Below are 15683 nucleotides of genomic sequence, written 5' to 3'. Positions count from 1 at the left end.
AAGGCATAAAAAAACACTGCCGGAGCAGTGTTTTTAAACTTAATGACGGCCAAGGGTAACCGGCAAAAAGTGATTAACTACGCGTCAAAATGCGTCGCGCTTCATTGTAGCGCTTCTTCCAGTACGGCTCGTCCAGGTTGGAAATCATCACACCACTGCTGGTGGAGGCATGAACGAACTGGTTATTACCAATATAAATGCCGACGTGTCGACCAGTAGAACCCGCCCGGAACAACACCAGATCGCCCGTGCGCAAACTGGTGCGCGAAATGGACTTGCCGGTTTCTTGCTGTTCCCATGTGGAACGCGGCAGTTCTAAACCAAACTGTTCACGGAACGTGCGCTGCACAAAGCCGGAACAATCAATGCCTTTTTTGGTGTCGCCACCGAGACGGTAGCGTACGCCTTTCCAGCTTGCGTACTGATCCATAATGCGGTTTTTTACATCCAGATTACGTACCAGGTTTTCAAATTCATCCTGAGAAGCTTGCAGTGAAGAACTATTTTCACCCACATCAAGCGTCTCAGGATGCATATTATTCTTTGCGGTATTCGTTGAACAAGCTGAAAGCAGAACCGCTACTGCAATCGCGGGGATCGCCCGCACGATATATCTCAAAATCGGCTGAGACTTGACCATGTTGCTTATTTTCCCTTGAAGTCCTTAACGATAATATCGTTATAAAAAATGCCAACGCAGCAAGATTAATTATCTGTATGCATCAAGACGAATAGTCGGGTCTGAATTTGCACTGGAACGCACAAATTACCGCGCAACGAGTATTAAGAGCACTCTTTGCGACAAGACGAACCGAGGTTACCTGAACATCTAATACAAGGCGAGTGGTTTTCATCACTTTTTTATAAGAAATTGTGATACAGAAAGCGAAATTATGAGTTTGCTCAAAAAACGGACAAATTAAGGTAAATACCGCACAAACAGGGCTTTTTTTGAGCGATAGCTATCACGGGGAAGTGACAGAATTAGGCCAACGCCGGGAATTTACATTAGGAATCGAAAACGATCCCTAATGAATATTGTTAATTAATGTTTGTCAATTGTTTAAATTTTGTTTCTGTTGGGCAAATAACGATCGAACAATGCAATAATTTTATCGCTCAGAGGTGTCATCAGGCACCAGGGCAGGCCAATCAACACCACCGACAGTGAACCTACGGCAATATCCGTAAACCAGTGCGCACCAATCATTACGCGTGGAAAAGCGAAAACCACAAAAATTATCAGGGCAATGGTAAATGCTTTTTTGCCGAAATAACGCAGCATCACGGCGGAGAAAATAAGCAACATCATGCCATGATCCCCCGGGAAACTATCTTTAGACGCATCTTTCGTCGGGAAATTAAGCAAATCTTTTACACGATAGATATCGGGAAAGGAGATCGACGGGCTTGCGCGTTTCACCGGGATGAGATGCTGCCCGAGCTGGTTCAGCACCAGCGCCAGCAGCAGCATAGTCAGGCCAATCATTACCACGCGTCGGCGGCCGTTCTGGTCTGCCGGTAGCCAGAAAGAGAGCATCAAACAGCCCATCGCCAGCAGTGAACAGGCATCAAAGGCGCGATTATTGGTCAGTGCCACAAACCACAGATACGCGCGGCTTTCCACAAGCCCCTGGTTGAAAAAGTGGAAAATAGCCGAATCCAGCCGGAACCAGAAACCGTGATTCACGGGCAGATACCACGACATAAAGAGCGCCAGTCCGGCGGCATTCATCAGCAAAATAAGAGGCAGTCGAGTTTTCATCATTCAGACATAAGTAAGTAACACGGTGGCAACGTTAGTCCGACTAACCTAAACGAAGCTTCAACAAAGCTGACTGGAGGCTGTTCCAGTCAGCCTCCGATGCGGTAATCAACTCAATGCGGCTATCTGGCGGCGCGACATTTTGTGTTTCAATATGCAAATCCTGCCCCTGGCGATTCACCCGCAGCAACCCTTCGGGAATGCGCATTACGCCTTTAACCCGCTCCACCGGTGCAAGACGCGCCCACTCCAGCAAGCCCACCGTATCGAAAACCGTATCGGCATCAAAAATCCAGCCGCACGCGTGGTGGCCCTGGCCACTGTTGAGGCTGCGACGCCAGCGTTGATGCGCCGGTAAATTCAATGTGGCGAGACCTTTTTTCTCTGCGTGCGCATGGTCATGGGCAGCGCTTGCAGGAAGCTGGCGCAGATTACGGCGCGGAAGATCAAGCAACGTGGCGTCGATCGCACCCTGTGTCGCGGTCACTTGCAGGCGATCGCCACCGAACTCCGTCCACCAGTGTTCCAGCGCCTGCTGGCTTTGCGCACTGGCGCGATCCTGTTTGTTGGCGACGATAATGTCCGCCGCCGCCAGTTGGTCACGAAAATTTTCATTGGTGCGGGTTTTCTCATCTAATAATTGACGCGGGTCGAGCAGGCAGAGCGTGGCGCGTAAATCGATCCACGGCTCGTAAACCGGGGCGGTGAGCATATCAAGGATTTGTTTAGGATGGCCCAGCCCGGTTGGCTCAATCAGCAGACGGTCCGGTTTGCCCTGGCGCAACAGCGTATTCAGGCCGACCTGCATCGGCAGCCCATTCACACAGCACATGCAACCGCCGGGGATCTCTTTGAGTAATGCGCCACTGTCGGCCAGCAGCGCACCATCTATGCCGACTTCGCCAAATTCATTCACCAGCACCGCCCATTTTTCCTGCGGATCTTTATTGGCCAATAAATGCAAAATGGAGGTGGTTTTGCCGCTTCCGAGAAAGCCGGTAATCAGGTTGGTTTTTGTCACAAGGACTCCAGCGTCAAATAATGAAAACAACGCTCAATCCTGGCTAAAAATGGCGAAAAAGAGAAGGGCGCGGACGGCGCGCTGCATTAACCGCCCGCGTTAAACGCAGAAATTGTTAATTTTTCAACGCACTTTTCACTGCACCGTGCGCACCCTGGGTTTCAATGGTTTGCCACGCCCGGTTGATGGCATCAACAAAGGCCGGGTTACGCGGCAGGTCAGTGCCGAAGATTTCTGTCAGTGTCAGCAACGCGGTCACGCGCTCTTCGCTGCTGCTGGTCTCAACAATGGCATGGATTTTATCGGCCAGCGGATCGCGAATATCAATCACCTGGCCCGCATCATCAACACCGCTGACATAACGCATCCACCCGGCAATACCCAGTGCCAGCAGCGGCCATTGGGACTCGCGTTCTAAATGTACGCGGATCCCTTCCAGCATGCGCTGCGGGAGTTTCTGACTGCCATCCATGGCGATTTGCCAGGTGCGATGCTTCAGCGCCGGATTAGAGAAACGTTCAATCAGGCTATCGGCATAAGCGGTGAGGTCGACCCCGGTAATGCGCAGCGTCGGCACTTGTTCGTTGAGCATCAGGCGGCGCGCGGCCTGGCGAAAAGCGTCATCCTGCATACAGTCGTTAATATGCGCAAAACCGGCCAAATAGCCGAGATACGCCAGAAATGAGTGGCTGCCGTTGAGCATGCGCAATTTCATCTGCTCCCACGGCTGCACGTCCTGCACCAGTTGTGCGCCTGCCACTTCCCACTCGGGTCGCCCGGCGACAAAATTGTCTTCAATCACCCATTGAATAAAGGGCTCGCAGCTTATGGCGCACGGATCGAAGACGCCCAGCGCGTCGCTTATCTCGGCCAGGGATTCGTCCGTGGCCGCAGGCACGATCCTGTCCACCATCGTCGCAGGAAAACTGACGTGTTCTTCAATCCACTGCGCCAGTTCCGGTGAGCGCGTTTGCGCCATGCCCAGCACTGCGTTTTTCACTACATGACCATTGTCGGGGATGTTATCGCAGGAGAGCACCGTAAACGGCGGCAGCCCGCGCTCACGGCGGCGGTGCAAAGCTTCCACCAAAATCCCCGGTGCGGAGTGCGGTTCATCAGGATACTGAAGATCGTGCTCGATACGCGGCTGGCTAAGATCAAGTTTGCCGCTGGCGGGATCGATGCAGTAGCCTTTTTCGGTGATCGTGAGCGACACAATCGCCACCTGCGGTTCGCAAAACTTTTCAATAATCGCCGCCAGGGTATCGAGCTTTGCATTTAAGCATTCATTAACCGCACCCACGATAATCGGCTGATTACCGTTCGCCCCTTTTTCCAGCACGGTATAAAGATGTTGCTGTTCACGCAGTTGCGACATCAGCACATCACCGCTGAACAGGCTGATTTCACAAATCCCCCAGTTGCCGCCCTGTGCGTTCAGCACCCGGTCAGTCAGCAACGCCTGATGTGCGCGATGAAATGCGCCAAAGCCGAAATGCACCATTCGCGAACGTAGCTGCGTGCGATCATACTGAGGTTGTTGCACCGTTGCGGGCAGCGTGACGGAGGCAATTGTTTTCATCTCTATACACCTGATTAACCAATAATTAACAATATGCAGTGTAAAGTTATATGACAGCAAAAAGAATTGGTATGCCGTAAATATCCGGGGAATGTGAGCTGGATCAATCATTGTTGTGGCAGGATTTGACCATCAATAATTAGCATGTATGGTAGTCGTCAACGCATTATCTGTATTGGTATAACAACTTCTTAAGGGGAAGGCGATGGAACAAACCTGGCGTTGGTATGGACCGAACGATCCGGTATCTCTTGATGATGTACGTCAGGCTGGCGCAACGGGCGTTGTGACCGCACTACACCACATTGCGAACGGCCAGGTTTGGCCGGTTGAAGAGATCAAAGCTCGCCAGGCGTTGCTGGCGGACAAAGGGCTTAGCTGGTCGGTGGTGGAAAGCATCCCGGTTCATGAAGAGATCAAAACCCACACCGGGCAGTATGAAACCTGGATTGCCAACTACCAGCAGAGCATTCGTAACCTTGCGGCCTGCGGCATCGACACCGTCTGCTACAACTTTATGCCGATCCTCGACTGGACGCGCACCGACCTGGAATATCAACTGCCGGACGGCTCCAGAGCGCTGCGTTTTGATCACATCGCTTTTGCGGCCTTCGAGCTGCATATTCTCAAGCGCAAAGGTGCTGAAGCGGACTACAGCGACGAAGAGCAGCGTCAGGCGCAGGCGTATTTCAATGCCATGAGCGACGCGGAAGTGGAAAAGCTGACGCGCAATATCATCGCGGGTCTGCCGGGAGCGGAAGAGGGTTACACGCTGGATCAGTTCCGCGGGCGTCTGGCGGAATATGACGCTATCGACAAAGCGCAACTGCGCGAAAATATGGCATATTTCCTGCGCGCCATTGTGCCGGTGGCGCAAGAAGTGGGCGTGCGTCTGGCGGTTCACCCGGACGATCCGCCGCGCCCGATCCTCGGCCTGCCGCGTATTGTTTCCACCATTGAAGATATGCAATGGCTGAAAGAGGCGGTGGACAGTATCAATAACGGTTTCACCATGTGTACCGGCTCTTATGGCGTGCGTGCAGATAACGATCTGGTGCGCATGATTGAGACCTTCGGCGATCGCATTCACTTTACGCACCTGCGTTCAACCTGCCGTGAAGAGAACCCGAAGACCTTCCATGAAGCTGCGCATCTGCACGGCGATGTCGATATGGTTTCTGTGGTTGCGGCGATCCTGACCGAAGAGCAGCGCCGCAAGAAAGCAGGCGATCTGCGCCCGATCCCGTTCCGTCCGGATCACGGTCATCAGATGCTCGACGATCTGCGTAAGAAAACGAACCCGGGATATTCGGCGATTGGCCGCCTGAAAGGGATGGCCGAAGTGCGCGGTGTGGAACTGGCGCTGAAGAAAACCCTGTTCCGCGACCTGCTGTAATCACTGCCCCGCAAGAAGCCCGCCATTGGGCGAAAAAAAAGCCTCCATTCGGAGGCTTTTCTTATCAATCCGCGCGGCCCATATAGCGGCGCTCTTCAATATGAACACGGATCTTCTCACCCGTGGTCAGGTATTCGGGCACTTGTACCACCAGGCCGGTATTCAACGTTGCTGGTTTGGTACGCGAACTGGCAGATGCACCTTTAATCCCCGGCGCCGTTTCGACAATTTCCAGATCCACAGTCTGCGGCAGTTCCAGCGCCAGAAGTTGACCATCCCACAGCAGAACCTGCATATCCGGCATGCCGCCTTCGGGAATAAACTGCAACTCTTCTTCAATCTGATCTTTCGTGAAGGTGTACGGCGTGTAATCTTCTTTATCCATAAACACGTATTCGTTGCCATCCACATAAGAGAAGTCAACAAAACGGCGGTTCAGGGAGACCGTATCAACGATATCGTCGCCTTTAAAACGCTCTTCTACTTTCAGTCCGGTACGGACATCGGCAAAACGCATTTTATAGAGCGTTGCTGCGCCGCGGGCGCTCGGTGACTGAATATCAATATCTTTCACAATCAGCAGTTTGCCGTTGTAATTCAGCACCATACCTTTCTTAATTTCGTTCGCTCTTGGCATTGCAAGGATCCTGTAAATTGAAAATGACGAAAATATCGCGACAAACTACTCGCGAGGGCCTTTTCAGGCAAGTGGAATTGATGCGTTTTGCGTTTGTCGGGTAAAAGATGATAGCGTGCACCGAAACGCGCTAATCCAGCGCGATATGCAACGAAGAGAGCCACTATGCAATGCCGCCCGGACTGCGGAGCCTGCTGTACCGCCCCGTCCATTTCCAGCCCGATCCCCGGCATGCCCAACGGTAAACCGGCCAACACGCCCTGCGTACAGCTTGACGCCCGGCAGCGCTGCAAACTCTTTGGTTCTCCCTTGCGCCCGAAAGTCTGCGCCGGTTTACAACCGAGTGCTGATATGTGTGGCGCAAACCGCGGGCAGGCGATGGTTTACCTGCTCGACCTCGAACACCAGACCGCGCCTTAACCTCTTCTTATTAAGCTGACGCTGCTGAACAACAATTTGCTGACGGCAATAATCGCGTCAGCAAATTTGCCCTAAGCGCTTGTGAAATGTGCAGTACCTCAAAAATCTGAAACGCCATTAGAGAGAATTCTTGATCGCTGAACAAAAAAGGTGAAGACTTCTTGAAACGTTTCAGCGTCATCGCACCATCTCTGAAAACCAGCGGTGACGTTTCATTTCTCAAGTTAGCTGAAACGATTCAATTTCAGCGAGAGAGGATTCACATGTTCCAGTTATCAGTTCAGGACATCCATCCCGGCCAGCAGGCCGCAAATAAAGAAGAGGCCATTCGCCAGATTGCAGCGGCACTGGCAGACGCCGGTAACGTTGCTGACGGCTACGTCAACGGCATGCTCGCCCGTGAGCAGCAGACCTCAACTTATCTCGGCAATGGCATTGCCATTCCGCACGGCACCACCGACACGCGCGATCAGGTGCTGAAAACCGGCGTTAAAGTGTTCCAGTTCCCGCAGGGCATCCTGTGGAGCGAAGGGCAGGTGGCGTATGTCGCGATCGGTATTGCCGCCAGCTCTGATGAGCACCTCGGCCTGCTGCGTCAGCTGACGCATGTGCTGAGCGATGATTCCGTGGCCGCGCAACTGCAATCTGCCACCAGCGCAGACGATCTGCGCGCCCTGCTGATGGGCGAAAAACAGAGCGCCGCACTGAAGCTGGACAACGAAACGTTGTCTCTCAATGTCAATGCAAACTCGCTGGTGACCTTGCAGGCGTTGAACGCCGCGCGTCTGAAAGAAGCGGGCGCAGTGGATACCGCGTACGTTACCCGCACGATTAACGAACAACCGCTGAATCTCGGCCAGGGCATCTGGCTGAACGACAGTGCTGAAGGCAACCTGCTGAGCGCCGTCGCCGTAAGCCGCGCCGCAACGCCATTTGATGTTGAGGGTGAAACTGCCGCGCTGCTGGTGAGCGTATCGATGGCCGACGAACAACCCGTCGCGGTGCTGAAACGCCTGAGCGATTTGCTGCTCAGCAACAAAGCTGACCGCCTGCTGAATGCCGACGCCGCCACCCTGCTGGCGCTGCTGACCAGCGACGATGCCGTGGCTGACGATCTGCTGAGTGCGGAGTTTGTTGTGCGCAACGAACACGGTCTGCATGCCCGCCCGGGCACCATGCTGGTTAACACCATTAAACAATTCAATAGCGAAATCACCGTCACTAACCTTGACGGTTCCGGTAAACCGGCCAACGGCCGTAGCCTGATGAAAGTGGTTGCGCTGGGCGTTAAAAAAGGACACCACCTGCGTTTCACTGCGCAAGGTGATGATGCTGAACAAGCGCTGAAAGCGATTGGCGATGCCATCGCTGCCGGCCTCGGAGAGGGTGTATAAATGAGCAGACGTGTTGCAACGATTACGTTAAACCCAGCCTACGATCTGGTCGGTTTTACCCCTGAAGTTGAACGCGGTGAAGTTAACCTCGTTCGAACTACTGGCCTGCATGCAGCGGGCAAAGGCATCAACGTTGCGAAGGTGCTGAAAGATCTCGGCATTGATGTCACCGTCGGCGGTTTCCTCGGTAAAGATAACCAGGATGGTTTTCAGCAATTATTCAGCGAGCTGGGGATTGCCAATCGCTTTCAGGTGGTGCAGGGGCGTACCCGCATCAACGTTAAGCTGACCGAAAAAGATGGCGAAGTGACCGACTTTAACTTCTCCGGCTTCGAAGTCACCCCTGCCGACTGGGAACGTTTTGTTAATGACTCCCTGACCTGGCTTGGTCAGTTCGATATGGTCTGCGTCAGCGGCAGCCTGCCGTCTGGCGTCAGCCCGGAAGCCTTCACCGACTGGATGACGCGCCTGCGCAGCCAGTGTCCGTGCATTATTTTCGACAGCAGCCGTGATGCGCTGGTAGCGGGTCTGAAAGCCGCGCCGTGGCTGGTGAAACCGAACCGTCGCGAGCTGGAAATCTGGGCGGGTCGCAAATTACCTGAATTGAAGGACGTTATTGAAGCCGCTCACGCGCTTCGCGAGCAGGGGATTGCCCACGTGGTAATTTCGCTGGGCGCAGAAGGGGCGCTGTGGGTTAACGCTTCGGGTGAATGGATCGCCAAACCGCCGTCAATGGAAGTGGTAAGCACCGTTGGCGCAGGGGATTCAATGGTTGGCGGCCTGATTTATGGCCTGCTGATGCGTGAGTCCAGTGAACATACATTACGCCTGGCTACCGCTGTTGCTGCACTGGCAGTTAGTCAAAGTAACGTAGGGATTACCGACCGTACCCAGTTAGCCGCGATGATGGCGCGCGTTGACTTAAAACCCTTTAACTAACAGCAGGAGAGGCATAATGAAAACGCTGCTGATAATTGATGCCGAACTCGGGCAGGCCCGCGCCTATATGGCAAAGACCTTGCTGGGCGCGGCGGCGCAAAAAGCGAATCTGCAATTCATCGAAAACCCTGACGATGCGGAGCTGGCGATCGTTCTGGGTAGCCAGTTGCCGAACGATGGCGCACTGAGCGGGAAAAACGTGTGGCTGGGCGATATCAATCGCGCCGTTGCGCACCCGGAGTTGTTCCTGAGCGAAGCGAAAAACCATGCAGCACCTTACACCGCACCGGCAGTAGCACCTGCGGCTGCGACCACCGGCCCGAAACGTATTGTCGCGGTAACCGCCTGCCCGACCGGTGTGGCGCACACCTTTATGGCGGCTGAAGCCATCGAAACCGAAGCGAAAAAACGCGGCTGGTGGGTGAAAGTTGAAACCCGTGGCTCCGTGGGCGCTGGCAACGCTATCACGCCGGAAGAGGTCGCGCAGGCCGATCTGGTGCTGGTGGCGGCGGATATCGAAGTGGATCTGGCGAAATTTGCCGGCAAGCCGATGTATCGCACTACAACTGGTCTGGCGCTGAAGAAAACGGCGCAGGAGCTGGATAAAGCCGTGGCTGAAGCGAAGCCTTACCAGCCATCAGGTAAAGCGCAGTCTGATTCTACGGAAGGGAAGAAAGAGAGCGCGGGCGCATATCGTCACCTGCTGACCGGTGTTTCTTATATGCTGCCGATGGTGGTGGCGGGTGGTCTGCTGATCGCCCTGTCATTTGCCTTTGGTATCACTGCCTTTAAAGAAGAGGGCACGCTGGCGGCGGCGCTGATGCAAATTGGTGGCGGTTCAGCCTTTGCGCTGATGGTGCCGGTGCTGGCGGGCTTTATTGCCTTCTCCATTGCTGACCGTCCGGGTCTGACGCCAGGTCTTATCGGCGGTATGCTCGCTGTGAGCACCGGATCTGGCTTTATCGGCGGGATTATTGCCGGTTTCCTCGCCGGTTATATCGCGAAAGGGATCAGCAAAGGTCTGAAGCTGCCGCCGAGTATGGAAGCGCTGAAACCGATCCTGATCATTCCCCTGGTGTCCAGCCTGATCGTCGGTCTGGCGATGATCTACCTGATTGGTACGCCGGTATCGAAGATCCTCGCGGGTCTGACCTCCTGGCTGCAAACCATGGGTACTGCTAACGCGGTTCTGCTGGGCGCAATCCTCGGTGGAATGATGTGTACCGATATGGGTGGTCCGGTGAACAAAGCGGCTTACGCGTTCGGTGTCGGTCTGCTGAGTACGCAAACTTACGCGCCGATGGCGGCCATTATGGCGGCCGGTATGGTGCCACCGCTGGCGATGGGCCTCGCGACGATTGTTGCACGCAACAAGTTCGACAAGGGCCAGCGTGAAGGCGGTAAAGCGGCGCTGGTACTGGGGCTGTGCTTTATCTCTGAAGGCGCAATCCCGTTTGCGGCGCGCGATCCGATGCGTGTTCTGCCGTGCTGTATCGCCGGTGGCGCACTGACCGGTGCGATTTCGATGGCAGTCGGCGCGAAACTGATGGCACCGCACGGTGGTCTGTTCGTGCTGCTGATCCCGGGCGCAATCACGCCGGTGCTGGGTTATCTGCTGGCTATCGTGGCCGGTACGCTGCTGGCGGGGCTGCTGTATGCTGTGCTGAAACGTCCGGAAACGGAAGTGGTGGCGAAAGTCGCATAAGCAATTGATACGAAAAAGGGCCGCAAGCGGCCCTTTTTTTATGGTTTTGCTGGCCTGATAAGCGCAGCGCCATCAGGCGTTTTCTGTCTGCTGCTGCGCCTTCAACCACGCGATCTCTTCTGCCCAGATATCCGGGTTAATGGTTTCCAGAATCATCGGAATACCGTCGAAACGCGCATCGCGCATGATCCAGCGAAACGCATCGTGGCCGATATTGCCTTCACCGAGGCTGTGATGGCGGTCGACCCGGCTGGCGTAAGCGCTTTTGGCATCATTGAGGTGCATTCCGCGCAGGTAGTTGAAACCGACAACCCGGTCGAATTCCGCAAAGGTTTCTGCCGTCGCTTGCTCACTTCGCAGATCGTAACCGGCGGCAAACGCGTGGCAGGTATCAATACACACCCCGACGCGGGATTTATCTTCCACGCCGTCAATAATGGCCGCCAGATGTTCAAACCGGAAACCCAGATTGCTGCCCTGACCGGCGGTATTTTCAATCACTGCGGTCACGCCTTCGGTCTGCGCCAGCGCAATATTGATCGATTCGGCAATCCGCGCCAGGCACTTTTCTTCCGGGATCTGCATTAAATGGCTGCCGGGGTGGAAGTTCAGCAGCGTCAACCCAAGTTGCTGGCAGCGGGCCAGCTCATCAATAAAGGCCTCGCGGGATTTCTCCAGCGCGTCGGCAACCGGGTGGCCGAGGTTAATCAAATAACTGTCGTGGGGCAGAATTTGTGCCGGGGTGAAATGGTATTTTTCGCAGGCGGCTTTGAACGCATCAATGGTTTCCGTGCTCAGCGGCGCGGCGCGCCATTGACGCTGGTTTTTGGTAAACAGGGCAAACGCCGTCGCACCGATTTCGGCGGCGCGAATGGCAGCATTCGCCACGCCGCCGGAGGCGCTCACATGTGCACCAATGTATTTCATAAAAACTCCTGTTAAAACCCGCCAGGGGAAAGCCGCCATGATAGCGGGTCTACAGGGCAGAAATGTAGTGGTTTATGCCATCAGATAGTGAATGGAGAAATTAATTGCGCCGCCGCCCACCATCAACCAGATAAACAGCAGCAGCCCCATCACCAGCGGTTTTGCGCCCGCATTTTTCAGCGCACTGATATGCGTGGTCAAACCCAGTGCCGCCATCGCCATTGCCAGCAGGAGTGTGTCCAGCGTATTCAGCGCATTCACCACGGTTTCTGGCAACAAGTGGAATGAGTTAACAACGGCCACGGCAACAAACCCCAGCGCAAACCACGGAATAGTCAGCTTGCTTTTCTCCGCCCCTTCCTGCGGGCTTAACTGCTTAACCCGCGCCGCCAGCAGCAGTAAAAACGGCGCCAGCATCATCACGCGCAGCATTTTGGCAATCACCGCCGCGTTTTCCGCATCAGGGCTGATGGCATGCCCGGCGGCAACCACCTGGGCAACTTCATGCACCGTGGAACCAATCCAGATGCCGTAAGTTTGCGGGCTAAACCAGTGCGCTAACAGTGGCCATAGCGCAGGATAAATAAAGATTGCCAGCGTACCGAAGATAACGACGGTAGCAACGGCAACGGTCACTTTGCTGGCTTCCGCTTTTACCACCGGCTCGGTTGCCAGCACCGCCGCTGCGCCGCAAATGCTGCTGCCTGCGCCAATCAGCCAACTGGTTTTTTTATCCAGCCCGAATACTTTTTGCCCCAGAAAACAGGCCAGTAAAAAGGTGCTGGAGAGGGTCAGTACATCAATAACTATGCCGCTGATGCCAACATCGGCAATTTGCGAAAACGTCAAACGAAAGCCATAAAGAATAATACCCAGCCGCAGCAAATGCTGTTTGGCGAACAACACACCGCTGTCGCAAGGGCGATGCAGCGCAGGATAAAGCGTGTTACCGAGCAGCATCCCGAACAGGATCGCAAGCGTTAGCGCGCTTAAGCCGAGACCCGTCACCGCCGGGATTGCGCCCATCCATAACGCCGCAGCGGTAATCAGCCCGCTTAGCAGTAATCCAGGCACAAAATGCCAGCCGGGATGTCGATGCGTCTGTAGTGTGATTTCAGTCATAGCCTTCTCCTCTTGTTGAGAAAAAGGGTACGGTGCGCTGGTTTAAAGGTAAAATTGATTATATATTTATAATTAATCTTTATAAGTGGTAAGCGACTCCCTATGCATATAACTTTGCGGCAACTTGAAGTGTTTGCTGAAGTGCTGAAAAGCGGCTCCACCACCCAGGCCTCACAGCGGCTGGCGTTATCACAATCCGCTGTCAGTGCGGCGCTCACCGATCTTGAAGGTCAGCTTGGTGTGCAGTTATTTGACCGGGTCGGAAAACGGCTGGTGGTCAATGAACACGGGCGCTTGCTCTATCCCCGCGCGCTGGCCGCTCTTGAGCAGGCCAGCGAAATCGAGCAGTTGTTTCGCGAAGAGAATGGCGCAATCCGCGTGTTCGCCAGCAGCACGATTGGCAATTACATCCTGCCTGAAGTCATTGCCCACTACCGGCGCGATTTCCCCGATTTGCCGTTGGAACTAAGCGTCGGTAACAGCCAGGACGTGATTAATGCGGTGGCGGATTTTCGTGTCGATATCGGCTTAATCGAAGGGCCGTGTCACGCCGCCGAAATTGTTGCCGAACCCTGGCTGGAAGATGAACTGGTGGTGTTTGCGCCGCCGTCATCGCCGTTATTGAAAGGGGAGGTGACGCTGGAGCAACTGGCCGCCGCGCCGTGGATCCTGCGTGAGCGCGGTTCCGGCACCCGCGAAATCGTCGACTATTTATTGCTTTCGCATCTGCCGCAGTTTCATCTCGGTATGGAGCTGGGTAATTCCGAAGCCATCAAACATGCGGTGCGTCACGGGCTGGGCATCAGTTGCCTGTCGCGGCGGGTGATTGCCGAACAACTGGATACCGGAACATTAGCGGAAGTGCCCATCCCCTTGCCGCGCCTGGTGCGCACCCTGTGGCGCATTCACCACCGGCAGAAGCACTTATCCAGCGCGTTAAACCGCTTTATTCGTTACTGCGACATTTAATCTTACGGCGAGTCTGTAACAGACTCGCAACATCAACCATTCACTGCTTTACTTATAATCCCCGACCTATCATGAAGGTCTCTAATAAGAGGCGTTTTATACCGGAAGGGGTCCGTTTCGTTTGCTACAATCGCGCCTCATTTTTTGGATGGATAGCTTTTTCTTATGGTTTCCGAAACAAAAACCACAGAAGCGACCACGCTTCGTCGTGAACTGAAAGCGCGTCATCTGACGATGATCGCGATTGGCGGTTCCATCGGTACAGGTTTGTTTGTCGCATCAGGGGCGACCATTTCTTCCGCAGGCCCGGGCGGCGCGCTGCTCTCTTATATTTTGATTGGCCTGATGGTCTATTTCCTGATGACCAGCCTCGGCGAGCTTGCCGCGTATATGCCGGTTTCCGGCTCGTTCTCAACGTATGGTCAGAAATATGTCGAAGAGGGCTTCGGCTTCGCGCTCGGCTGGAACTATTGGTACAACTGGGCGGTGACCATCGCTGTGGATCTGGTGGCCTCACAACTGGTGATGGCCTGGTGGTTCCCGGACACGCCAGGCTGGATCTGGAGTGCGCTGTTCCTGGCAGTCATTTTCCTGCTCAACTACATCTCGGTAAAAGGCTTCGGCGAAGCGGAATATTGGTTCTCGCTCATCAAAGTCGCGACGGTCATTATCTTTATCGTCGTTGGCGTCATGATGATTGTCGGCATTTTCCAGGGCGAAAAACCGGCGGGCTGGGGCAACTGGGCCATCGGCGATGCACCGTTCGCGGGCGGTTTCTCGGCGATGATTGGCGTGGCGATGATTGTTGGCTTCTCTTTCCAGGGCACCGAACTTATTGGTATCGCGGCGGGTGAATCCGAAGATCCCGAGAAGAACATTCCGCGTGCGGTGCGTCAGGTGTTCTGGCGTATCCTGCTATTTTATGTGTTTGCGATCCTGATTATCAGCCTGATCATTCCCTACACCGACCCGAGCCTGCTGCGCAATGATGTGAAAGATATCAGCGTCAGCCCGTTCACCCTGGTGTTCCAGCACGCGGGTCTGCTCTCGGCGGCGGCGGTCATGAATGCGGTGATCCTGACGGCGGTGCTGTCGGCGGGTAACTCCGGCATGTATGCCTCCACCCGTATGCTCTACACCCTGGCGTGCGATGGCAAAGCGCCGCGCATCTTCGCCAAACTGTCGAAAGGCGGCGTGCCGCGTAACGCGCTGTATGCCACCACGGTCATTGCCGCGCTGTGCTTCCTGACCTCAATGTTTGGCAACCAGACGGTGTACCTGTGGCTGCTGAACACCTCCGGGATGACAGGCTTTATCGCCTGGTTGGGCATTGCGATTAGCCATTATCGTTTCCGTCGCGGCTATGTCGCGCAGGGCCATTCGCTGGATGACTTGCCGTACCGCTCCGGTTTCTTCCCGGTTGGGCCGATCTTCGCCTTTGTGCTGTGCCTGGTCATAACTCTTGGTCAGAACTACCAGGCCTTCCTGGAAGACTCCATCGACTGGGGCGCGGTCACGGCGACCTATATCGGTATCCCGCTGTTTCTGGTTATCTGGCTGGGGTACAAGTTCACCAAAGGCACCCGTTTCGTGCGTTACAGCGAAATGGAGTTCCCCGAACGTTTCAAAAACTGAATTCACTCTCTTAGCCCTCTGTCCGGAGGGCTTTTTTTTGCCTGCCAGATGCCTTCAGAATTGTAACAATTTACATAACTTTAGATTCTCGAAATTGATAATCATTATCATTTACATTAATGTAAACGTCTGAAAAGAAAGGGAACAGGGCAGGGCTTTGCCGCGCCATTC

At 54.6% G+C, this 15683-nt stretch carries 14 protein-coding genes; 7 read left to right on the top strand and 7 right to left on the bottom strand.

Annotated features, from left to right (window positions below):
• Positions 1-73 precede the first annotated feature (73 nt).
• From mepS to Q5705_04295, 4 genes are all read right to left on the bottom strand, one after another.
• Positions 74-640 carry a bifunctional murein DD-endopeptidase/murein LD-carboxypeptidase gene (gene mepS / locus Q5705_04310; protein WLI77788.1) on the bottom strand — a complete coding sequence of 189 codons (567 nt, stop codon included), beginning with the start codon at positions 638-640 and terminating at the stop codon, positions 74-76.
• A 423-nt stretch (positions 641-1063) separates the two neighbouring features.
• Positions 1064-1765, bottom strand: a complete 702-nt coding sequence (locus tag Q5705_04305) for a phosphatase PAP2 family protein (protein WLI78967.1) — start codon at positions 1763-1765, stop codon at positions 1064-1066.
• A 43-nt stretch (positions 1766-1808) separates the two neighbouring features.
• Positions 1809-2786, bottom strand: a complete 978-nt coding sequence (locus tag Q5705_04300; GenBank protein ID WLI77787.1) for a GTP-binding protein — start codon at positions 2784-2786, stop codon at positions 1809-1811.
• Between the two features lie 115 nt (positions 2787-2901).
• Positions 2902-4368 carry a fructuronate reductase gene (locus Q5705_04295; protein WLI77786.1) on the bottom strand — a complete coding sequence of 489 codons (1467 nt, stop codon included), beginning with the start codon at positions 4366-4368 and terminating at the stop codon, positions 2902-2904.
• A gap of 205 nt (positions 4369-4573) precedes the next feature.
• Between Q5705_04295 and uxuA the strand changes: the two genes are divergently transcribed.
• A complete protein-coding gene (uxuA, locus tag Q5705_04290; protein WLI77785.1) occupies positions 4574-5764 on the top strand; it encodes a mannonate dehydratase in 1191 nt (396 codons plus the stop codon).
• A 64-nt stretch (positions 5765-5828) separates the two neighbouring features.
• On the opposite strand, the gene yeiP is transcribed toward uxuA, so the two are convergent.
• On the bottom strand, positions 5829-6401 hold the full coding sequence (gene yeiP / locus Q5705_04285) for an elongation factor P-like protein YeiP (protein WLI77784.1): 573 nt from the start codon (positions 6399-6401) through the stop codon (positions 5829-5831).
• Positions 6402-6566: 165 nt separating this feature from the next.
• Here yeiP and Q5705_04280 point away from each other — a divergent pair, with 165 nt between their 5' ends.
• From Q5705_04280 to fruA, 4 genes are all read left to right on the top strand, one after another.
• Positions 6567-6821: a YkgJ family cysteine cluster protein gene (locus Q5705_04280; protein ID WLI77783.1), complete on the top strand. Its 255-nt coding sequence runs from the start codon at positions 6567-6569 to the stop codon at positions 6819-6821.
• A gap of 263 nt (positions 6822-7084) precedes the next feature.
• Entirely contained in the window at positions 7085-8215 is a 1131-nt protein-coding gene (gene fruB / locus Q5705_04275; protein ID WLI77782.1) for a fused PTS fructose transporter subunit IIA/HPr protein, read from the top strand.
• Positions 8216-9154 (top strand): 1-phosphofructokinase, encoded by a 939-nt coding sequence (gene fruK, locus Q5705_04270; protein WLI77781.1) that lies wholly within the window; start codon positions 8216-8218, stop codon positions 9152-9154. It begins immediately after the preceding gene.
• Positions 9155-9170: 16 nt separating this feature from the next.
• Positions 9171-10859 carry a PTS fructose transporter subunit IIBC gene (gene fruA, locus Q5705_04265; GenBank protein WLI77780.1) on the top strand — a complete coding sequence of 563 codons (1689 nt, stop codon included), beginning with the start codon at positions 9171-9173 and terminating at the stop codon, positions 10857-10859.
• 72 nt (positions 10860-10931) lie between these two features.
• On the opposite strand, the gene nfo is transcribed toward fruA, so the two are convergent.
• On the bottom strand, positions 10932-11786 hold the full coding sequence (gene nfo / locus Q5705_04260; protein ID WLI77779.1) for a deoxyribonuclease IV: 855 nt from the start codon (positions 11784-11786) through the stop codon (positions 10932-10934).
• A gap of 72 nt (positions 11787-11858) precedes the next feature.
• The gene (locus Q5705_04255) at positions 11859-12908 is read right to left on the bottom strand and encodes a YeiH family putative sulfate export transporter (GenBank protein WLI77778.1); all 1050 of its coding nucleotides are present in this window, start codon (positions 12906-12908) and stop codon (positions 11859-11861) included.
• Between the two features lie 102 nt (positions 12909-13010).
• Here Q5705_04255 and yieE point away from each other — a divergent pair, with 102 nt between their 5' ends.
• Positions 13011-13877: a DNA-binding transcriptional regulator YeiE gene (gene yieE, locus Q5705_04250; protein ID WLI77777.1), complete on the top strand. Its 867-nt coding sequence runs from the start codon at positions 13011-13013 to the stop codon at positions 13875-13877.
• 165 nt (positions 13878-14042) lie between these two features.
• Complete coding sequence (locus tag Q5705_04245) at positions 14043-15512, top strand: amino acid permease (protein ID WLI77776.1); 1470 nt, start codon at positions 14043-14045, stop codon at positions 15510-15512.
• Positions 15513-15683 lie beyond the last annotated feature (171 nt).

This window comes from Kosakonia sp. H02 (genome assembly GCA_030704225.1).
Taxonomy (GTDB): domain Bacteria; phylum Pseudomonadota; class Gammaproteobacteria; order Enterobacterales; family Enterobacteriaceae; genus Kosakonia.
This window is presented reverse-complemented; position numbering and strand designations above follow the sequence as displayed.